We start from the raw sequence: 19,099 nt of genomic DNA, 5'->3' as shown, positions 1-19,099 counted from the left end.
CCCGGGCTGATCCGCGTTCTCCGTGATCTGCCGGCCAGCACAATACTGAGCAGACCCTCCGAGCGCCGACGACCAGGATGGCTGCCGGGCAATCCCGCCCGGCAGCCGCCCCGTTGGACGAGGAGGACACGCCCCTTGGACGCCCCGACCGAGCCGTCGTCGTACCCGGTGCCCCGCACCTGCCCGCTCGACCCCGCCCCCGTCTACCCGCGGTTACGGGCGGAACAGCCGCTCCACCGCTCCACCCTGGACTTCGACGGCAGCGACGTGTGGCTGGTCACCGGCCACGCCGACGCCTGCGCCGTCCTGGCCGACGACCGCTTCAGCTCCGACTTCTCCCGCGACGGCTTCCCGGCCCGGATGACCGTCCGCCCGCCCGGCCCGGGCACGTTCATCCGGATGGACCCGCCCGACCACACCCGGCTGCGCCGCACCATCGTCGGCGAGTTCCGCAAGAAGCGCCTGGAGGAGCTGCGCCCCGCCGTCCAGGGCATCGTGGACGAGCTCGTCGACACCATGCTGTCCGGCGGCGGCACCGCCGACCTGGTCCAGGCGATCGCCCTCCCGCTGCCCACCCTGGTGATCTGCGAACTCCTCGGCGTCCCCTACCGGGACCGTGCGTTCTTCCAGGAGTGCACCCAGGTCATCGGCGACCAGAGCGCGCCGCCGGCCCGCCGTCAGGTGGTCCGCGACGAACTGCGCGAGTACCTGGACCGGCTGGTCCGCGAGAAGACCGCCGAACCCACCGACGACCTGCTCGGGCGGGCCGCCGCCCGGCTCGACGAGGACGGCATCACCCACGACGAACTCGTCGGCATCGCCACCCTGCTGATGATCGCCGGGTTCGAGACCATCGCCAACCAGATCGGCGTCGGCACCCTCGTCCTGCTCCAGCACCCCGAGCAGCTCGCGGAACTCGTGAAGGACCCGGCCCGCGTGCCCGGCGCCGTCGAGGAACTGCTGCGCCACCAGACGGTCATCGACTACGGGCTGCGCCGCGTGGCGACCGAGGACGTCGAGGTCGCCGGGAAGACCGTCCGGGCCGGCGAGGGCGTGGTCGTGGTGCTGTCCTCGGCCAACCGGGACGAGCGTGTGTTCCCCGACCCGGACCGGCTGGACATCACCCGCCCGGAGGCGGCCGAGCACCTCGGCTTCGGCTACGGCCTGCACCAGTGCCTGGGCCAGCTGCTGGCCCGGCTCCAGCTCCAGGTGCTCTGGTCCACGCTGTTCGCCCGGGTCCCGACGCTGCGACTGGCCGTGCCGCTGGACGACGTGCCGTTCCGCAGCGACATGTTCGTGCACGGCGTCCACGCGCTGCCCGTCACCTGGTGAACGGGTGCCCGCCGGCCACCCGTCCCTGATCACCGACGTCCTCCGAGCGCCGGACCACCGGGCACCCGACCACCGCGTAGCCCACCACCGACCACCTGCCGGCAACGGACCAGCAGCACCGCACCACCGGCACCGAGCACCGAACCACTGACCACCGGCGGGCCCGGGCGCACCGAGCGCCCGGGCCTCCGCGGACCGAAAGGAGCCGGAGTGACCCGGCCGCAGCCCGAAGACCACCCCGCCGACACCACCGGCCCCATCGACACCGCGGAGCTCGCGGACACCGCCGAGCGGTGCCCGTTCCCGTTCCCGATCACCTCCGCACTGGACCCCTCGCCCGAGTACGCCCGCCTGCGGACCGAACAGACGGCCTGCCCGGTCACCCTGCCCAGCGGCGACCCCGCCTGGATCGTGACCCGCTACGAGGACGTCCGCACCGTCTTCAGCGACCCGCGCTTCAGCCGCCAGGCGGCCACCAGACCCGGCGCACCGCAGTTCATGCCGGGCGTCGAGGGCGACCCGGACTCCATCGTCAGCAAGGACGCGCCCGACCACACCCGGCTGCGCAAGCTCGTGGCCCCGGCCTTCACCGTGCGCCGCATCGAGGCCATGCGCCCCGGCATCCAACGGACCGTGGACGAGCTGCTGGACACCATGGAGCAGGGCGGCCCGGGCGGGGACGTGGTCTCCGCCCTGTCCGCACCACTGCCGATCATGACCATCGGCGACCTGCTCGGCGTGCCGCGCCAGGACCAGCCCCTGTTCCGGCAGTGGTCCGACCAGATGTTCAAGACCGCGCCCGACCAGCTCCAGGAGGCCGTCGCCGCCCGCCAGGCCCTCATCGGCTACCTGGCGGCCATGGTGCAGGAGCGCCGCGCCGCCCCGGCCGACGACCTGCTCGGCGTCCTGATCGCCGCCCGCGACAACGACGACCGCCTCAGCGAACGCGAACTCGTCTCCTTCGCCGGCGGACTGATCGTGGCCGGGTACGAGACCACCGCCAACCGCCTCGCCAACGCCGTCCTGGTCCTGCTGCGCAACCCCGGGCAGCTGGCGCTGCTGCGGGCCGAGCCGCAGCGGATCGGCGACGCCGTCGAGGAGCTCCTGCGCTACATCCCCGGTGGTGCGGCGGGCGGCCTGATGCGGGTCGCGACCGAGGACGTCAAGATGGGCAGCGTGCTGATCCGGGCCGGCGAGGGCGTCATCGCCGTCACCAACTCGGCCAACCGCGACGCCCAGGTCTGGGAGGACCCGGACACCTTCGACATCACCCGCCGCCCGGGCTCGCACACCACCTTCGGGCACGGCATCCACCACTGCGTCGGCGCCCAACTCGCCCGGCTGGAGATGCAGATCGGCATCAACACGCTGATCCGGCGGTTCCCCGGGCTGCGGCTGGCCCTCCCCGAGAGCGAACTGCCGTGGAAGCGCAACATGGTGATCCACAGCCTGGAGGCCCTGCCGGTCACCTGGTGACGCGCCGCCGCCGGGGCAGGTCCCCGGCGGCCCTGGCACGACGGACGAGCGGGCCGGGAGGTCGCCCCCGGCCCGCTCGCGGCTTCCCGCACCCTTCCGTGCCGTCAGCTGAGCTTCTGACTGAAGAACCACTCGTGGCCCTCGTGGTCCTCGACCTTGAAGACCCGCATGCCCTGCGGGGTGTCGGTGGGCGGGAAGACCAGCGTGGCGCCGGCCGCCTCGGCCCGCTTGAACCGGGCGTCGACGTCGTCGGTGTCCACCGACACCATCGCGCTGCGCTGGCCCGTGGTGGCGGGGGAGCGGTAGTCCCCGCCCGGGCCGGCCAGGTAGACCGGGTCGCCGGCCGGCGTGAGCATCTCCGCGTGGAACACCGGGCCGTCGGGGTGGGCGAACCGTTGCTGCTCGGTGAACCCGAACGCCTCGGTCAGCCAGTCGAGCGCGTGCGCGACGTCCTCGTACTTGACATAGGGGATAGCAGCCATGCCCGGAACCCTACGGATCCGGGCCCGCGCCGCCTGGCCAAAGTTGCGCATCGGCGGGACGAGTTCCGGGCGGTGCGGCCGGGCGGCGGCCCGGGCGGGAGGTGGGCGGCTCTCAGCCCACCACGAGCTCGAACGCGATCGAGAGCCGCCCGCCGAACCGCTCGCCGGTGGACTGGTACAGGCCGGTCAGCGGCGCGCGCACGTCCACCGGACGCCCGCCGCCGAGCGCCGCCAGGTAGGCCTCGTGCGCCTCCAGCGACGCCACCGCCTGGTCCACCGAGCCGCTCACGTCCACCGCGTGGGTCGGCTCGGGGGAGCCCACCATGGCGACGTACCGCACGCCGCCCCACGGCTCGCCGGCCTCGGGGAAGATCCACCGGTTGCCCGCGTCGCCCACCGCGTCCAGCAGCGCCCGCCCGGCGTTGCGGTGGTCGGGGGTGTTCCAGCGGCGGGTGTGGGTGGTGTCCCGGTGGTTGTAGCCGACCACCAGCTCCGGCCGGTGCCGGCGGATCGCCGCCGCGATGTCCCGGCGCAGCGCCGGGCCGTACTCCAGGACACCGTCCGGATGATCCAGGAACTCGACCTCCGTCACGCCCACGATCCGCGCACTGCGCCGCTGCTCCTCCTCCCGCACCCGGGCCGCCTTCGCCGGCTCCATCCCGTCGATCCCCGCCTCGCCGCGGGTCAGCAGCAGGTATCCCACCTGCTTGCCCGCCGCGGTCCACGCGGCCACCGCGCCCGCCCCGCCGAACTCCATGTCGTCGGGGTGGGCGACCACGCACAGCACCCGGTCGAAGTCGGCCGGCATCTCCTGCAGCTGGTTCGTCATGAGGCGCAGACAAGCACGCGTGGCCGGGGCCGGTCTGCTCCGAAGTGAGCGCCCGGATCCGGCGGACCGTGCGGTCCGTTTGGTTCGTACCGGGCCTTCACCTGGGCATCTCCGATGCTCAATGCTGCGCAGATCTTGGGGATTTGAAGTGGATACCTTCCTCGCGCGCACGGCCCAGCGCAGGCACGCGAACTAGGAGGAACCATGGCGGACCAACGGCTCACAGTGTCGAGACGAGCCCTCTTGAGGGCGGCTGCCGGCATCACGGCGGGCACCGCGGGGGTGGGACTGCTGACCGCCTGCGGATCGGACGCCAAGGCCCCGGCCGCGGACGCCACGGCGCCGCCGAGCCCCAAGCGCGGCGGCAAGGTGCGTGCCGCCTTCATCGGCGGCAGCAACGAGACCGCGAACGTGCTGAAGGCCGCCAACACCCCGATCGACTACGTGCGGGCGCGGGCGATCTACGACGAGCTCTGCGTCGTCGACGCCGAGGGCAAGATCGAGATGCAGCTCGCCGAGAGCATGACGCCCAACGCCGACGGCACCGAGTGGACGCTGCGCGTGCGCAGCGGCGTCAAGTTCACCGACGGCCGCAAGCTCACCATCGAGGACGTCCTCTTCACGCTCCAGACCTACGTCGACACCAAGGCCAACCAGGCGCCCCTGCTGGCCGACGTCGACCTCGCCAAGACCCGGCGCAAGGACGAGCTCACCGCCGTCCTGGTGATGAAGCGCCCGCACGGCTTCCTCGACCAGGTGTTCACGCAGGGCATCTTCGTCGTCCCGGCCGGGACGACCGACTTCTCGGCCGTTCCCGGCAGCGGTCCCTTCATCCTGCAGCAGCACAAGGTCGGCCAGGGCGCCACGCTCAAGCGCAACCCCGACTACTGGGGCAGCGCCGGCCCCTACCTCGACGAGCTCGAACTCGTCTCCATCGCCGACGGCGCCGCCCGGCTCAACGCGCTCAAGGCCGGCCAGGTCGACTACGCGGCGAGCATCTCGCTGGTCGCGGGCAAGGCCGAACGTGCCAACACCGCCCTGCAGTTGCTCACCCCGCCCAAGTGGGAGTGGCCCAACTTCGGTGCGATGCTCAAGCGCAGCCAGGACCCGTTCACCGACGCGCGGGTGGCGCAGGCGCTCAAGTACGGGGTGGACCGCGACCAGATGGTCGAGCGGGTCACGCTCGGCTTCGGCGAGGTGGGCAACGACCTCTTCGGCAAGTACCTGCCGGACTACGCGCAGGACCTCCCGCAGCGCCAGTACGACCCGGAGCGCGCCAAGAAGCTGCTCAAGGACGCCGGCGTGGACAACCTCTCGCTGACCATCCGCACCAGCGACTACGAGTACGGGCTGGCCGAGGGCGCCGCGGTGCTGGCCGAGCAGGCGAAGAAGGCCGGGATCACCATCGGCCTCGACAAGGTGCCGGCCGGCGACTTCTTCGCCGACCCGAAGGTCTTCATCGGCGCCAAGTTCCAGTCCGCCAACCGCAAGCCGCGACCGCTGCCGCTGGACGTGCTGTTCTTCTACGGCTCCGACGCCCTGCTGCCCTTCACCGGCGTCGCCGGCCCGAAGGCGGACGACCTGGTCACCAAGGTCCGCTCGGCGGTCACCGAGGAGCAGCGCAAGACCGCGCTGGCCGACATCCAGCACTACCTCCACGAGGAGGGCGGTGACCTCGTCTGGGCGAAGGCGCCGGTCCTGGCCGCCGCCACCCCGCAGGTGCACGGCGTCAAGTCGCTGGGCTACCCGACGTTCCCGAGCTTCCGAGACGCATACCTGGCATGACCGACACCGCTCTCAAGGCCCCGGCGACCCCCGGCACCGGCCGGGGGTCGCTGAGGTCCCTCCTGCTCCGGCGGCTGTTCACCGGTGTCCTGGTGCTGCTCGCCGTCTCGGCGATCGTCTTCGTCGCCACCGACGCGGCTCCCGGTGACGCGGCCGCCGCCTCCCTGGGGCCGGACGCCGACCCGGCCCAGGTGGCCGCCCGCCGCGCCGAACTCGGCCTGGACCGGCCCGCGCTGGTGCGCTACGGCGACTGGCTGCTGACCGTCCTGCACGGCGACCTCGGCACCTCCTACGTGTCCGGCAGCCCGGTCGCGGACGTGGTCGGGGACCGGGCCGGCAACTCGCTGGTCCTCGCCGGGGTGACGCTCGCCCTGCTGGTGCCGCTCGCCGTCGGCCTGGGCGTCTGGGCCGGGCTGCGCTCCGGCGGCCTCGCCGACCGGCTGATCTCGGCGGCCACCCTGACCCTGCTGGCGGTGCCCGAGTTCGTGATGGGCAGCGTCCTGGTGCTGGTCCTCGCCGTCGAACTGGACCTGCTGCCGGCGGTCTCGCTGATCAGGCCCGGCCAGGGGCTGCTGAGCAGACCCGAGGTCCTGGTCCTGCCGGTGGCCACCCTGCTGGCCGGCTGCCTGGCGCACAACGCCCGGCTGGTGCGCAGCGGGGTGGTGGAGGTGGCCGGCGGCGACGCCGTCGCCACCGCACGGCTCAACGGCGTGCCCGAGCACCGGGTGGTGCTGCGCTACGTCCTGCCCGCCGCCATCCCGCCGGTGATCCCGCTGCTGGCGCGCTACCTGTCGCTGCTGGTCGGCGGGGCGCTGGTGGCCGAGACGCTGTTCGGCTTCCCGGGGATCGCGTCCGTCCTGATCCAGGCGTCGGCGGGGCGTGACGTGCCGACCGTGCAGGCCGTCGCCCTGCTGATCGCGCTGGTGACGGTGGTGGCGAACCTGCTCGGCGACGTGCTCGGCATGGCGCTCGACCATTCGAGGAGGATCGTGCTGTGACCCTCGCTTCCACCCCGGTCACCGAACCACCGGCGCCCGTCGCGCCCGCCCCGGGCCCGACCGGGCCGGCCCGGCGGCGGCCGGTCGCGGCGGTGGTGCTCGCCGTGCTGGTGCTGCTGACCCTCTGCGGCCCGTGGCTGGCGCCCAAGGACCCGCGGGTCGGTGTCGGCATGCCGTTCGCCCCGAGCAGCGCCGATGCCCCGCTCGGCACCGACCACCTGGGCGCGGACGTCCTCAGCCGGGTGCTCTCCGGCGGGCGCACGCTCATCCTGCTCTCCGTCGCCGTGCTGCTGGTCGCCTACCTCGTCGGGGTGGCGGCCGGCATGCTCGCGGCCTACCGCGGCGGCCTGACCGCGACCCTCGTGATGCGGGGCGCCGACGTCCTGATGGGCCTTCCGCCGCTGGTGCTGATCGCGGTCATCGCGACCGGCACCGGGCCCGGACTGGTCGGCGTCGCCATCGCGGTGGTCGCGGTGATGGTGCCGGACATCACCCGTATCGTCCGGGCCGCCACCACCCAGGCCCTGGCCCACGACTACGTCGAAGTGGCCCTGGCCCGTGGTGAGTCGACGCCCTCGATCCTGGCCCGGGAGGTGTTCCCCAACCTGGTCCGCACCCTGGCCGCCGACGCCAGCGTCCGCTTCGCCGGCACCGCCTACGCGGTCGCGACCGCCGGCTTCCTCGGTCTGGGCGCCCAGCCGCCCACCCCCGACTGGGGGCTGATGATCATGGAGAACCAGGGCGGCCTCACCCTCCAGCCGCTGGCCGTGCTGGCCCCGGCGGCCCTGCTGCTCGCCCTGCTGCTGACGGTGGGCCGCCTCGCCGACACCCTCGGCCCGGCCGACACCGCGCGCCGCCGGCGAGCCGGCCGGGGCCTGCGGCGGCCGCGCCCGGCGGGCCCTGCGGCCGGCCCGCGCGCCGTGGCGCTGCCCGGACCGGGCGCGGCGCCGGACGGAGCGGGTGTGGCGCCGGACGGTGCGGCGACCGTGCGGGGCCTGCGTCTGGAGGCCACCGCCACCGGGCGCGAGACCGTCCACGGCGTCGACCTCACCGTCCCCGCCGCCACCGTCGTCGCGCTCATCGGCGACTCCGGCAGCGGCAAGACCAGCACCGCACTCGCCCTGCTCGGCCACACCAATCCGGGCCTGGAACGCACCGCCGGCACCACCCGGCTCTTCGGCACCACCCTGGACGGCCTGAGCCGGCGCGAACTCTCCCGCCTGCGCGCCCGCAGCGTCGCCTACGTCGCCCAGGACCCGCGCACCGCACTGCCGGCCAACCTCAAGGTCGCCGACCAGATCGGCGAGCAGCTGCGCACGCTGGACGTCCCGCCCGCCGAGCGGCTGGAACGCGCCAGGACCGCGCTGCGCGCCCTCGGCCTGCCCGACGACCCGGCGTTCCTGGCCCGCCGGCCGCACCAGCTGTCCGGCGGCCAGCTCCAGCGGCTGTCGATCGCCGTCGCCCTGGCCCGCGAGCCCCGGCTGCTGGTGCTGGACGAGCCGACCAGCGCCCTCGACCCGGAGAACACCGCCCGCCTGGTCATGGAGGTGGTCGCCCTGTGCCGCAAGAAGGACACCGCCGTCCTGCTCGTCTCCCACGACCTCGACGCGGTCGCCCAGGCCGCGGACACCGTCGTGGTGATGGGCGGCGGGCGGATCCTGCGCTCCGGCCCGCCCGACGCCGCACTGGCCGCCGCGCCCGAACCGGCCGCCACGGCGGCCGTGGCGGCCGTGCCGCCGGGCGCCCCGCCCACGGCGGAGGCGGACCCTGCCGCGCCGCTCTCCGTCGCAGGGCTGCGGGTCGAGCGCCCCGGCGCCGGACGGATCCTGGCCGACGCCTCGCTGAGCGTCCCGGCCGGCGGCCGGCTCTGCATCGTGGGCGCCTCGGGCAGCGGCAAGAGCACCCTGCTGCGGGCGATCACCGGGCTGGTGACACCGGCGGCCGGCGAAGTGCGCCTGGCCGGCCACGTTCTGGCCAAGGAGGTGGGCGGCCGCACCCCGCTCCAACGCCGGCTGCTCCAGCTCGTCCCGCAGAACCCGTACGACTCGCTGAACCCCCGTCACAGCGTGGCGGGGATCGTCGGCCGCCCGCTGCGGCAGTTCGCCCTGGTGCCGCCCGACCAGGTCCGGGCGCGGACCCTGGCCCTGGTCGAGCGGGTCGGCCTGGGCGCCGGGCACCTGGACCGCAGGCCGGCCGCACTGTCCGGCGGTGAGCGCCAACGCGTGGCTCTGGCAAGGGCGTTGGCGGCCAGCCCGGAGGTCCTGCTGTGTGACGAGATCACCAGCGCGCTCGACCGGACGACCGCACTGGCGGTCCTCGAGCTGCTCGACGAGCTGTGCCGGGACCTCGGGGTGGCGCTGGTGGTGGTCACGCACGACCGCCTGGTCGTGGAGCGGATCGGCGGGAGCCTCGCGCAGGTGGCCGACGGCCGGCTGCGCCACCTTTCGGGGGCAGCGCCGCTCTGACGGCTCAGGGGAGCGGTCCCGCCCGGAGCTGCCCGGGCCGGGCGGGACCGTTTTCCGGGGCGCCTAGACGGACGCGTCGCTGAGGCCGAGGCGCGCTTCGATGTACTCGGCGAGGTTGGCCTCGTTGCGGATGGTGATCCAGCCGCGGCTGGACTCGAGGAGCCCGGCCTCGCGGAATCTCTTCAGGAAATATCCCACCCTCGACCGGGTGGTCCCGACCATTTCGGCGAGTTCTTCCTGGGTGAGTCTCGCGGCGATCTTGAGCCCGCGCTGGTGGCTCTGCCCGAAGCGGTGGGAGAGCTGGAGGAGCCTGGCGGCGAGTCGTAATTCGCTTTCCAGAGTGACCAGGTCGACAATGACCCGCTGACGTTCCGAGAGCCGCCCGGCCAGGTGCTCGGCAAATTCTTCGAGGAGGCCGCTGCCGGCGAGAATCTTGAAGAATTTGCTGTAGGGAATTCTGGTCAGCTCGGTGTCTGCCATGGCGACCGCCGTCTCGATGCGGCCGAGCTGCGTCATGCAGAGCTCACCGAAGATGTCTCCGGCGATGTAGAGGTCGAGCAGACATCGCTTCCCGGTCGAGGTCACGATCACGGTTTTGACCTGCCCGGATTTCACGAGGTAGAGACTCTGGTCGCTCTCGGCGCAGTTGTAGATGTGGCCGCCTCGGGTGATGGTCACCGTCGGCAGGGTGTGCTCGATCGACTGGAGAGAGCCGACAACCCGGTCGGTGAACTTCGTCGGGGTGATGGCTGGCTTGGGAAAGCTCATGTGGCATCGGGGGACCGCCTGAGCATCGAAGACGTGGACTTTAATGCCAGGCCCCCCCTACCCCCCTCCGCTTTACGGAAATGTCCAACAATAAATACCGAACATGCGGTCGAGCTGTCAAGACGGGCTATAGCACGGGCAAACTGACAATCTGTCGCAGTAGGCCGGCGGGAGCCCTCCCCGAGTTCTCGCACGGCTTTATCGGCGCAGGTCCGAATGGGGGAGCGGGGAGACGAAGGCCGTCCCGAGTTCACCCGTAATCATTCGAACCAGTCCCCGGAGGGAGTGGGAGGATTAATCGCTGATTTCCTCCAGCCGGTTTATTGATCTTGTCGCCACGGCGCCGTGCCGACCCCCGCCGGATCCGCCGATGCCCCGCGCCCCGGCCCGTCGCCGATCACTCCGGGCCCGGGCCATTCACAGCCGGCCCGCCAGGCGACGCGTCCGATCTTCCATGCGCGTACGCTCCCACAGGATCCTGAACCGGAGCATAACGCGCACGCTTGGTCGAGCATGGTCGAACCAGAATTAACCTCCGATCAATTCGAGCCAATCCTGCCGGACGGTGTGCCCGTCGCCGTGCGTTGGCCGGGTGGGTCACCGGCGTTGGTGCGTACCGGGGGTGTGGCCGAACGTCCGGCGGAAGACGTCGATGAAGGCGCTGGCCGAGGACCACCCGCACCGGTGGGCCACCGCGGTGACCGGGACGTTCTCGGCGAGCAGGACGAGGGCGTGGTAGAGCCGCAGTTGGGTGCGCCACTGGGGGAAGGTCATGCCCAGCTCGTCGGTGCAGAGCCGTGACAGGGTGCGGTCGCTCGCGCCGACCTCCCGGCCCAGGGCGACGAGGGTGCGCCGGTCGGCGGGATCGGTGCGCAGGATCTCGTACAGGTCCTTGAGCCGGGGGTCGGCCGGGGCCGGCAGGTGGACGGGCCGCTGCGGTGAGGCCGCTACCTGGTCGAGGAGGACGGCCCGCAGTCGCCGTCGTCGGGGGCTGTCGTCGTCCGGGGCGCGGGTGTATTCGACGATCAGCTCCCGCAGGAGGGGGCTCACGATGAGCGCGGTCGGCATCTCCAGGCCCAGCGGGTTGTCGGTCGCGGGCAGGCCCACCAGGTGCAGGTCGAGCGTGCCGTGGGCGTGGTGGGCGTGCACGGTCCGGGCCGGGATCCAGATGGCGTGGGTCGCCGGGGCGATCCAGGTCCCGAGACCGGTGGTGACGGCCAGCACTCCGCGGGCGGCGTAGACGATCTGGTGATCGTTGTGGCGGTGGGCGTCGATGCCCGTACCGGAGGGCAGCAGCTGGGCCCTGGTCGGCGCGACGGGGGTGTGGCGGATTTCCGGCATGGGTCGGCAGGATATCGGAAGCACGACAGACCGGTGGACGGCGACGATGGCGCAATGCCGAAGAACAGAGCCATCGTTGTCCTCTCCGCCGGCCATGCCTGCGTCGACGTCTACCAGGGGGCCGTGGCCGCGCTCGTCCCGTTCTTCGTCGCCGAACGCGCCTACAGCTACGCCGCGGCCTCGGGCATCGTGCTCGCCGCCTCCGTGGTGTCCGCGGTGGCGCAGCCGCTGTTCGGAGCGCTCACCGACCGGTACGCGCTGCCCTGGCTGCTGCCGGTGAGCACGGTCGTCGGCGGTCTGGGCATCGCGTCGTGCGGCCTCGGCGGCTCGTACGCCGCGACGATCGCCGCCGTGGCCGTCTCGGGGGTCGGCATCGCGGTCTACCATCCCGAGTCGGCCCGCGTCGCGCGTCTGGCCGGGCGGGGCAGCCATTCCGCGATGGGCTGGTTCTCGCTGGGCGGCAACGTCGGATTCGCTCTCGCGCCGGTTCTGGTGGCCGCCGTCGTCGGGGCGGGGGGCCTGGGGCGCTCACCGCTGCTCGTCGTGCCCGCCCTTGCCGGCGCCGTGCTGTGCCTGGTGTTCCTGCGCGGGGCGCAGTGGCAGCGGACGACGCGGGGTGCGTCCGGCGCCGCCGTGGCGCCCGCGGGCGCGGGGGACACGGCATCGTTCGTGAGGCTGGCGGTGGCGGTGGTCTGCCGGTCGGTGGTCTTCACCGGGCTGTCCACTTTCATCGCGTTCTACGCGCGGGAGCGGGCGGGAGGCGGCACGGCCGCGGGCACCGGAGCGTTGTTCGTGCTCTACCTCGGCGGCGCGGCCGGAACCGTCCTGGGCGGCAGGCTGGCCGAGCGCCGGGACCGGGTCACCGTGGCGCGCTGGTCCTACGCCGCCGCCGTCGTCACCGTGGCCGGCCTCGTCCTGGCCGCCGGCCCGGCCGTCTACCTCTTCGTGGCGCTGACCTCGGCCGCCCTGTACGTCCCGTTCTCGTTGCAGGTCACGCTGGCCCAGGACTACCTGCCCTCCCGCGTCGGCACGGCCGGCGGCGTCACCCTGGGCCTGGGCGTCGGCATCGGCGGTCTGGCCGGTCCGCTGATCGGACGGCTCGCCGACGCGACGTCCCTGCAGACCGCCCTGGCGCCGCTGGTCCTGATGCCTGCCCTGAGCTGGCTGCTGTTCCGCACCCTCGCGGAGCCGGCCGCACCCGGGAGCCCTGCCCCGGCGCCGGAACAGGCCCGGGAGACGGCGGAGACGTGACGGACGAGCCCGGCCCTGCCGTGCGGCCGCGGTGCCCGCGGCGGCGCCGAGGCCGCCGTCAACCGGGCTGCCGGCTGGCTGATCGCCCAGCCGGCGCGCCGGGGCGCCGTGCGGATCACCAGTGGTCTACCCGGGTGTAGCTGTCGAGGATGTGCAGCGCTCCTCCCAGACGATGCCTCAACGGACAACGCCGCCGGACACTTCGCGGCCGCGTCGGATTCCAGAAAGCGATCCAGATGAAGAAGAAGTCGTGTCTGCGCCGGCTCACCGGCCGGGGCGTGGCCGCCTCGGCCGTCCTGGCCGTGCTGGTGCCGGGAATCGCCCACGCCAACACGGTGGGCGCCACCGTGAAGACGCCCGGGGCCACCGCGGGGCCGGGGGCCGCGTTCTCCGAGATCTCCACCCACGCGGACTGCTCCGGCGGCCTGATCTCCGGCGGCGGGATCAGCCAGGCCATCGGCACGGGCACCTCGTCGAACGGCAACAAGGTGAACGGGACGGCTCCGAGCCCGGACGGCAGCACCGAGTACACCGGCTCGACCGGGGTCGTCGGCACCGACGTCACGCACTGGCTCGGCATCGGGGGCAGCGGCGGCGCGGTCAACGCCGACTTCTCCTCCACCCCGTTCGCGGTGTGCTTCGCCAGCAACCTGATCAACCACACCCAGGTCGTCATGAACAAGACCGCGGGCCCCACCGGCAGCGGAACGGTGAGCCTGGTCGTGGCGACCTGTCCGGCCAACACCCGCCTGCTCGGCGGCGGCGCCCGGATCACGCCGGCCGGTGTCGGCAGCCTCAAGCCGATCGCGAGCTTCCCGACCTTCGGCAACGCGGCCCACGACTACGGCCAGAAGGCCGCGGCCGACGGCGAGACCAACCCGGACTCCTGGGCGGCGGTCGGCTGGAACGGCGGCGGCGGGAACAACAACAACACCACCTACGCCTACGCCGTCTGCAGCGGGAACGGCATCGGCGTCAGCGGCGCGACCGTGACGGTCCGGCACAGCGAGGTGAGCGGCCCGACGGCGGCCACCGCCGGCCAGTCCGTGACGGTCGGCTGCGGCGGCAACGACGGGAAGCTCGTCAGCGGCGGAGCCGCCGTGAGCGGGGGCAGCGTGACGACCACGGACTTCACCGGACCGGGATCCGTCGGCGACCACCTCAACGGAAGCTTCCCCAGCACCTCCGGCGGCACCCCCGTGGGCGACGGGACGACCACCGCCGCGTACTGGACGGCCGTCACCCACACCGGCGGTGTCAGCTCGCCGAACACCTACTCCGACGCGTGGGCGCTCTGCGCCGACGACGGCATCTGAGACCTCCCGCACCAGGACAGCGGAGGTGGGGGGGGGGGGGGGGGGGGGGGGGGAACCACCCCCCCCCCCCCCCCCCCCCCCCCCCCGCACCTGAGGGAAACAAAACCCACTCAACCCCCCCCCCCACCCCCCCCCCCCCCCCCCCCCCCCCCCCCCCCCCCTCCCCCCCCCCCCCCCCCCCCCCCCCCCCCCCCCCCCGCGCCCACCCTCACCCTCGGCCCGCACGGGCCGGAGAGGCACAGCCACTTCATGAACCGTCACCCGAACTCGCTCCCGGTCGCCACCACGGCCGGAACCGGGGCCCAGGCCGGGACCCGGACCAGGACCCTCGCACTGGCCGGCGCGACCGGCCTGCTGGCCACCGTCCTGGCACCCGTCGCCGTGGCCGCCGAGCCGGCCGCGCCCGCGGCCTGCGGAAGCCACGGCGTCTTCACCGCGTCCTCGCCCGCGTGCACCTACGCCGACCCGGGCACCGACACCTTCACCGTCCCCGCCGGGGTCGTCGAGGTCGGTGTCGAACTGTTCGGAGCCGAGGGCGGCAGTGCGGCCGGCCACGTGGACCCCAACCCGCCGAACACCGGGGCACCCGGCGGGCTCGGCGGCCGGACCAGCGCGACGCTGGCCGTCACCGCCGGCCAACGACTGCAGATCACCGTCGGGGCGGCCGGGATCCCCGGCTCCTCCCGGCACGGCGAGTACGCCCGGCCCGGCGGCTTCGGACACGGCTCCGGCGGCGGCGGTGCCCACGGCGGCGGCGGCTCCGGCGGCGGTGCCACCGATGTGCGGGCCGGCTCCTTCGGCGCGGCGGACCGGGTGCTGGTGGCAGGCGGTGGAGGCGGGGCCGGCAACGGCGGCCCGCTGCTGCACGGCGGCGCCGGCGGCGGCCCCACCGGCGAGCCCGGCGGCCAGGGCGGCGGTCCGGACGGGTCCGGCGTCGCCGGCGGCGGCGGCAGCCAGACCGCTCCCGGAACCGGCAGCCCCAACTCCGCGCTGGGCGGCCCCGGCACGGCCGGCGGCGACACCGACCCCAACACCGGCCTGGCGAACCCGGGCAGCGGCGGCCCCGGCGGCAACGGCGCGCGAGGCGGCAACGGGGGCGGTGGCGGGGGCGGCGGCTACTTCGGCGGCGCCGGCGGCTCCGGCGGCGGAAACCCGGGCAACCTCTACGGCGCGGGCGGTGGCGGCGGTAGCGGTTTCGCGGCTCCGGGCGCAGCCGACGTCTCGCTCACCCCGGGCGTCAACCACGGCAACGGCAGGGCGGTCGTCTCGTTCCGGTACGGGGCGTCCGTCTCGCTCACCACGGACACCGCCACGTCCCTCTTCGGACACCCCGTCACCCTCACCGCGGCCGTCCTCCCGGCGGACCAGGAGGACGGTACCCCGACCGGAACGGTCACCTTCCGCGACGGAGGAACGGTGCTCACCACCCTCCCGCTGGCCGCCGGCCGCGCCGCCTACACCACCGGCGCCCTGCGGCCCGGCGCGCACAGCATCACCGCCGACTACAGCGGATCCTCCGCCTTCGTGCCGCGCGGCACCACGGCCCCGGCCGCGCTCACGGTCGGCTTCACCCGCCCCTGTCTGACGACGGCACACCACGGTCCCCTGGTGGTGGCGGCCGGCGAGTCGGTCTGCATCGGGCCCGGCGGCCGGCAGCAGGGGCCGCTCGCGGTGCAGCCGGGCGGGGCGCTGGCCGTCTCGGGCGCGGAGATCAACGGTCCGCTGGCCGCCACCGGCGCCCTGGCCGTCGAGATCTGCGGCTCCACCGTCGACGGCCCGCTCGCCGTGACGGGATCCACCGGCAGCGTGCTGCTGGGCACCGGTCAGGACGGCTCGGCAGCCTGCGCCGCCAACCGGCTGAGGGGCCCGGTGGCGACCGGTACCGGGCCGGATCGTCCGGGGCCGGCGCAGGCCGGCTGAGCCGGTCCGCCCCGCCGGCGGCCCGGGTGGTACGGGGGAGTGTGCGGGTGCGGGCGGGCCGGACTGCGGTCTCCGGCCCTGGTGATGTGCTGCACGGGCCAGTCCCACCACGCCACGGCGAGGAGCCGGGCGATGTCCGCAGCGTCGTAGCGGGTGCGGATGAGCCGGGCGGGGTTGCCGCCGACGACGCCGTGGTCGGGGATGTCGCCGGTGACCACGGCGCCGGCGGCGATGTGGTGTGACCCGGGTACGGCAGAAACGGGCCCTGAGATGATCTTGGTCTAGTTCGGGCTGTTCGCGGATGCCCCGTTCAAGGTGGTGACCGCATCCGGATCGGTGGAACGTTGCGGCGCCGGGGAGCCTTCCGCGGGCTTGGACTTCGCCAGCCACAGGCCGGTGAACACGGCGGTGGCCAGAGTTACGGTGCCGGCAGCGAGGAAGGCGCTGTTGAGGCCGCTCTCGAAGGAGGCGCCGCCGGATTGCCGGGTGCGGACGATGGCTCCGAGTACCGCCACGCCGAGCACCGCGCCGATCTGCCGGGTGGTGCTGCTGATGCCTGATGCGAGGCCGCCTTCCTGTGGGCTGACTGCCTGGATGGCGGCTCCCGTCAGTGGGGACAGGGCCAGGGCGAAGCCGATGCCGGCGAGTCCCAGCCGCCACCAGACGTTCCCGTAGCCGGTGTCGGCGTGCACCATGCCGAGCGCCTGCAGCCCCAGGCCGGCCAGGGCCAGGCCGGTGGTAACCACGATTCGGAAGCCGTACCGGGCGGCGAGCCGGCCCGCGAACGGGCTGACGATCACCATGGCGAGCGATACCGGCAGGGTCTGCAGGCCGGCGCGCAGGATCGAGCTGCCCTGGACGTACACGAAGAACTGGGAGAAGAAGAACGACGACCCCATGAGCGCGAACCCGACCACGACCATGGCGGTGTTGGACGTGGTGAACAGGCGCTGCCGGAACAGCCTGAGCGGCAGCATCGGTGCGGAGCGACGCGCTTCGACGGCGACGAAGGCGCCGAGGAGGATCACCGCGGCGGTGAAGCTGCCCAGGATCACCGGCGACGTCCAGCCGCGGGCGCCACCCTCGATCAGCCCGTAGGTCAGTGCCCCCACCCCCAGGACGGACAGCACCGTCCCCGGGATGTCGATCGCGGGGGCGCTCGGATTGCGGGTCTCTTCGAGGCCGCGCAGGCCGACCAGCAGAAGGGCCGCGCCGATGGGCAGATTGACCAGGAAGATGGCGGGCCAGCCGAAGGCGTCTGTCAGCACTCCGCCGGCCACGGGGCCTGCGGCCAGACCGATTCCGCTGAATCCGGCCCACAGTCCGATCGCCTTGATTCGTTCTTGCGGCGCGGGATGGGCGGCGGCGAGCAGGGCGAGCGAGGCAGGGCTGAGCGCCGCGGCCCCGATGCCCTGCAGCACCCGGCCGGCGACCAGCCAGCCGAGCGAGGGCGCGAGGCTGCACAGCACCGACGCGGCGGTGAACGCCGCCACGCCGGTCAGGTACACCCGCTTGCGGCCGAACCGGTCGGCGAAGACACCGCCGGACAGCAGCAGCATGGCGACCAGCAGTACGTACGCGTCGACGATCCATTGCAGACCGGTCAGCTCAGTGTGCAGCCGGTGCTGCATATCGGGCAGCGCCGCTCCGACGATCGTGTTGTCGAGCAGGACCATGAATTGCCCTAGGCAGGTCACCGTGAGCAGCACGGCCCGGTTCGGTCGACTGCCTACGGCTGCAGGCGATGTAGCCATGGGGATTCCTCTCGGTCGTTGGTTGCGCCCGGCCGTGGTCGACGCGGGTGGCGATGCACCTGAGCGCTCTAAAGCAGTCGGCGACTGCGTTAGGCGACTGTAAAGGGGGTGCCTCATAAACGCAAGCCATGACTGCGTTAAGGTGGGGGCATGAACGAGCGACAGCGAGCCCGGCGGCCCGGCGGGCGCAGCGCCCGCGTCGGCGCGGAGGTGCACCAGGCCGTCACCGACCTGATCAGTGAGCGCGGCTACGGCAACTTCACCGTCGGCGAGGTCGCAGCCCGCGCGGGCGTAGCCGACAGCAGCATCTATCGCCGGTGGGGCAGCCTGGAAACCCTGCTCACCGACGTGGCACTCAACCGCCTCAATGCGCAGTCGCCGATGCCCGACACCGGGAGCCTGGCCGGCGACCTGCGCACTTACGCGGCCAACGTGGCCCGCGAGATCACCGGACCCGACGGTCTGGCGGTGGTGCGTCTGGCCGTCGCCCTGTCGAGCAACGGTCAGCAGGGCCTGAAGGCCGGTGACGACCTCCGCGCCGAACGCATGCGACAACTGCAGTCCATGCTCGATCGCGCCCGCGACCGTGGCGAGCACGCACCCGACGCATTCGGCGTGCTGGACCACATCCTGGCCCCGATGTACATCCGCGTCTTGTTCGGCATGGAGCTCACCCCGGACTACGTCGACGGGCTGGTCGACCGAATGCTGTGACCTCACCCCGGCTCCCGGGATCGGCCCTCGGACGCGGTGCCGAGGCTCCGTACTCGCCGGCACCCGTCCGGCCGGCTCAGGCATCCGGCCCTCGGTCGGCTCACACAGCCCGGCTGAATCCGCCGGTCGGCGGGCCGTCGCCGCGGACCGGGGTGAAGTCGGCGTCCAGGTGCGGGTCGTAGGCGTCGGGTTGGCCGGCGGGCTCGTGGGTGGAGTATTCACCGAAGCGGCGGGTGTGCTCGGTCAGGTACGGCGAGACCTGCGCCAAGTCCTCCGGGGCGACCGTCTCCCCTTCGTCCTGCAACCGGCGGACGATCCCGGCGATGTCGGGGTGCCGGTAAGAACGCTGTCACCAGTCGCAGACGACGAGTGTCCCGTGCGGCGCCGCGCGGCACGTGAACGCGGCCGGTTCGGCGGCGAGCACCCGGGCGGCGCGGGCGAGGACGGTGGGCGCCGACAGCGGGGTGGCGGACAGGTGCAGCTTCCAGCCCCGGTCACGCGGGCGGCAGCCGTCGGGGGAACCGGCTACCACGGCTCGTCGGCCTTGATGGACCAGCCACCGGCGTCGTGGCGGCGCAACTCGGCCTCGACGAGGCCGCGGTAGGGCGTCGGGTCCCGGCGGCCGGAGGCCGGGGACGCCGTTGCGCTGTCCGACATCCTCGGGCCTC

17 protein-coding genes and 1 pseudogene are annotated in these 19,099 nt (G+C 73.4%); 9 read left to right on the top strand and 9 right to left on the bottom strand.

Translation table 11 applies throughout. The features are described 5' to 3' along the window. Positions 1-135 precede the first annotated feature (135 nt). Both ACZ5WK_RS12875 and ACZ5WK_RS12870 read left to right on the top strand, forming a co-directional pair. Positions 136-1,332 (top strand): cytochrome P450, encoded by a 1,197-nt coding sequence (locus tag ACZ5WK_RS12875; protein WP_331742044.1) that lies wholly within the window; start codon positions 136-138, stop codon positions 1,330-1,332. 210 nt (positions 1,333-1,542) lie between these two features. Beyond that, complete coding sequence (locus ACZ5WK_RS12870; RefSeq protein WP_465547386.1) at positions 1,543-2,808, top strand: cytochrome P450; 1,266 nt, start codon at positions 1,543-1,545, stop codon at positions 2,806-2,808. A 104-nt stretch (positions 2,809-2,912) separates the two neighbouring features. On the opposite strand, the gene ACZ5WK_RS12865 is transcribed toward ACZ5WK_RS12870, so the two are convergent. Together ACZ5WK_RS12865 and ACZ5WK_RS12860 are read right to left on the bottom strand one after the other, a co-directional pair. Next, positions 2,913-3,290, bottom strand: a complete 378-nt coding sequence (locus ACZ5WK_RS12865; RefSeq protein ID WP_465547385.1) for a VOC family protein — start codon at positions 3,288-3,290, stop codon at positions 2,913-2,915. 112 nt (positions 3,291-3,402) lie between these two features. Next, positions 3,403-4,119: a PIG-L deacetylase family protein gene (locus ACZ5WK_RS12860; RefSeq protein ID WP_465547384.1), complete on the bottom strand. Its 717-nt coding sequence runs from the start codon at positions 4,117-4,119 to the stop codon at positions 3,403-3,405. A gap of 243 nt (positions 4,120-4,362) precedes the next feature. Between ACZ5WK_RS12860 and ACZ5WK_RS12855 the strand changes: the two genes are divergently transcribed. From ACZ5WK_RS12855 to ACZ5WK_RS12845, 3 genes are read left to right on the top strand one after another with little or no spacing between them, the layout of a single operon-like run. Beyond that, a complete protein-coding gene (locus tag ACZ5WK_RS12855; protein ID WP_465547383.1) occupies positions 4,363-5,904 on the top strand; it encodes an ABC transporter substrate-binding protein in 1,542 nt (513 codons plus the stop codon). After that, positions 5,901-6,902 carry an ABC transporter permease gene (locus ACZ5WK_RS12850; RefSeq protein WP_465547382.1) on the top strand — a complete coding sequence of 334 codons (1,002 nt, stop codon included), beginning with the start codon at positions 5,901-5,903 and terminating at the stop codon, positions 6,900-6,902. The genes ACZ5WK_RS12855 and ACZ5WK_RS12850 overlap by 4 nt, the downstream gene beginning before the upstream one ends. Next, positions 6,899-9,367, top strand: coding sequence for an ABC transporter ATP-binding protein/permease (locus ACZ5WK_RS12845; protein WP_465547381.1), 2,469 nt, complete (start codon positions 6,899-6,901; stop codon positions 9,365-9,367). Before ACZ5WK_RS12850 ends, ACZ5WK_RS12845 begins: the two co-directional genes overlap by 4 nt. A 63-nt stretch (positions 9,368-9,430) precedes the next feature. Here ACZ5WK_RS12845 and ACZ5WK_RS12840 read toward each other — a convergent pair whose 3' ends face one another. Next, on the bottom strand, positions 9,431-10,135 hold the full coding sequence (locus ACZ5WK_RS12840) for a Crp/Fnr family transcriptional regulator (RefSeq protein WP_331742058.1): 705 nt from the start codon (positions 10,133-10,135) through the stop codon (positions 9,431-9,433). Positions 10,136-10,732: 597 nt separating this feature from the next. Continuing rightward, on the bottom strand, positions 10,733-11,476 hold the full coding sequence (locus ACZ5WK_RS12835; RefSeq protein WP_465547380.1) for a helix-turn-helix transcriptional regulator: 744 nt from the start codon (positions 11,474-11,476) through the stop codon (positions 10,733-10,735). 54 nt (positions 11,477-11,530) lie between these two features. Here ACZ5WK_RS12835 and ACZ5WK_RS12830 point away from each other — a divergent pair, with 54 nt between their 5' ends. The 3 genes from ACZ5WK_RS12830 to ACZ5WK_RS12820 all read left to right on the top strand — a co-directional run bounded on the left by ACZ5WK_RS12830 (position 11,531) and on the right by ACZ5WK_RS12820 (position 15,963). After that, the gene (locus tag ACZ5WK_RS12830) at positions 11,531-12,727 is read left to right on the top strand and encodes an MFS transporter (protein WP_465547379.1); all 1,197 of its coding nucleotides are present in this window, start codon (positions 11,531-11,533) and stop codon (positions 12,725-12,727) included. 236 nt (positions 12,728-12,963) lie between these two features. After that, entirely contained in the window at positions 12,964-14,043 is a 1,080-nt protein-coding gene (locus tag ACZ5WK_RS12825) for a hypothetical protein (RefSeq protein ID WP_465547378.1), read from the top strand. 249 nt (positions 14,044-14,292) lie between these two features. Continuing rightward, positions 14,293-15,963, top strand: coding sequence for an Ig-like domain-containing protein (locus ACZ5WK_RS12820; protein WP_465547377.1), 1,671 nt, complete (start codon positions 14,293-14,295; stop codon positions 15,961-15,963). An 80-nt stretch (positions 15,964-16,043) separates the two neighbouring features. Here ACZ5WK_RS12820 and ACZ5WK_RS12815 read toward each other — a convergent pair. Together ACZ5WK_RS12815 and ACZ5WK_RS12810 are read right to left on the bottom strand one after the other, a co-directional pair. Further along, a pseudogene (locus tag ACZ5WK_RS12815) lies at positions 16,044-16,196 on the bottom strand (antibiotic acetyltransferase); the annotation flags it as partial. A gap of 48 nt (positions 16,197-16,244) precedes the next feature. After that, on the bottom strand, positions 16,245-17,717 hold the full coding sequence (locus ACZ5WK_RS12810; protein WP_465547406.1) for an MFS transporter: 1,473 nt from the start codon (positions 17,715-17,717) through the stop codon (positions 16,245-16,247). Between the two features lie 150 nt (positions 17,718-17,867). On the opposite strand from ACZ5WK_RS12810, the gene ACZ5WK_RS12805 reads away from it, so the two are divergent. Continuing rightward, positions 17,868-18,431: a TetR/AcrR family transcriptional regulator gene (locus tag ACZ5WK_RS12805; RefSeq protein WP_396322122.1), complete on the top strand. Its 564-nt coding sequence runs from the start codon at positions 17,868-17,870 to the stop codon at positions 18,429-18,431. Between the two features lie 100 nt (positions 18,432-18,531). Here ACZ5WK_RS12805 and ACZ5WK_RS12800 read toward each other — a convergent pair whose 3' ends face one another. From ACZ5WK_RS12800 to ACZ5WK_RS12790, 3 genes are read right to left on the bottom strand one after another with little or no spacing between them, the layout of a single operon-like run. Next, positions 18,532-18,735 (bottom strand): hypothetical protein, encoded by a 204-nt coding sequence (locus ACZ5WK_RS12800; RefSeq protein WP_465547376.1) that lies wholly within the window; start codon positions 18,733-18,735, stop codon positions 18,532-18,534. 45 nt (positions 18,736-18,780) lie between these two features. Beyond that, positions 18,781-18,963, bottom strand: a complete 183-nt coding sequence (locus ACZ5WK_RS12795) for a class III lanthionine synthetase LanKC N-terminal domain-containing protein (protein WP_465547375.1) — start codon at positions 18,961-18,963, stop codon at positions 18,781-18,783. Further along, positions 18,957-19,088, bottom strand: a complete 132-nt coding sequence (locus ACZ5WK_RS12790) for a hypothetical protein (protein WP_465547374.1) — start codon at positions 19,086-19,088, stop codon at positions 18,957-18,959. Before ACZ5WK_RS12790 ends, ACZ5WK_RS12795 begins: the two co-directional genes overlap by 7 nt. Positions 19,089-19,099: the final 11 nt, after the last annotated feature.

The organism is Kitasatospora sp. NPDC032757 (assembly GCF_055579305.1).
The sequence above is the reverse complement of the archived record's forward strand: the minus strand, read 5'-3'. Positions and strand labels throughout refer to the sequence as shown.

Bases quoted from the DNA above. Each gene is read 5' to 3' on its own strand.
- ACZ5WK_RS12860 (WP_465547384.1), bottom strand. From the start codon at position 4,119: ATGACGAACCAGCTGCAGGAGATGCCGGCCGACTTCGACCGGGTGCTG.
- ACZ5WK_RS12835 (WP_465547380.1), bottom strand. From the start codon at position 11,476: ATGCCGGAAATCCGCCACACCCCCGTCGCGCCGACCAGGGCCCAGCTG.
- ACZ5WK_RS12820 (WP_465547377.1), top strand. From the start codon at position 14,293: ATGAACCGTCACCCGAACTCGCTCCCGGTCGCCACCACGGCCGGAACC.
- ACZ5WK_RS12810 (WP_465547406.1), bottom strand. From the start codon at position 17,717: ATGGCTACATCGCCTGCAGCCGTAGGCAGTCGACCGAACCGGGCCGTG.
- ACZ5WK_RS12825 (WP_465547378.1), top strand. From the start codon at position 12,964: ATGAAGAAGAAGTCGTGTCTGCGCCGGCTCACCGGCCGGGGCGTGGCC.
- ACZ5WK_RS12830 (WP_465547379.1), top strand. From the start codon at position 11,531: ATGCCGAAGAACAGAGCCATCGTTGTCCTCTCCGCCGGCCATGCCTGC.
- ACZ5WK_RS12850 (WP_465547382.1), top strand. From the start codon at position 5,901: ATGACCGACACCGCTCTCAAGGCCCCGGCGACCCCCGGCACCGGCCGG.
- ACZ5WK_RS12805 (WP_396322122.1), top strand. From the start codon at position 17,868: ATGAACGAGCGACAGCGAGCCCGGCGGCCCGGCGGGCGCAGCGCCCGC.
- ACZ5WK_RS12840 (WP_331742058.1), bottom strand. From the start codon at position 10,135: ATGAGCTTTCCCAAGCCAGCCATCACCCCGACGAAGTTCACCGACCGG.
- ACZ5WK_RS12790 (WP_465547374.1), bottom strand. From the start codon at position 19,088: ATGTCGGACAGCGCAACGGCGTCCCCGGCCTCCGGCCGCCGGGACCCG.
- ACZ5WK_RS12865 (WP_465547385.1), bottom strand. From the start codon at position 3,290: ATGGCTGCTATCCCCTATGTCAAGTACGAGGACGTCGCGCACGCGCTC.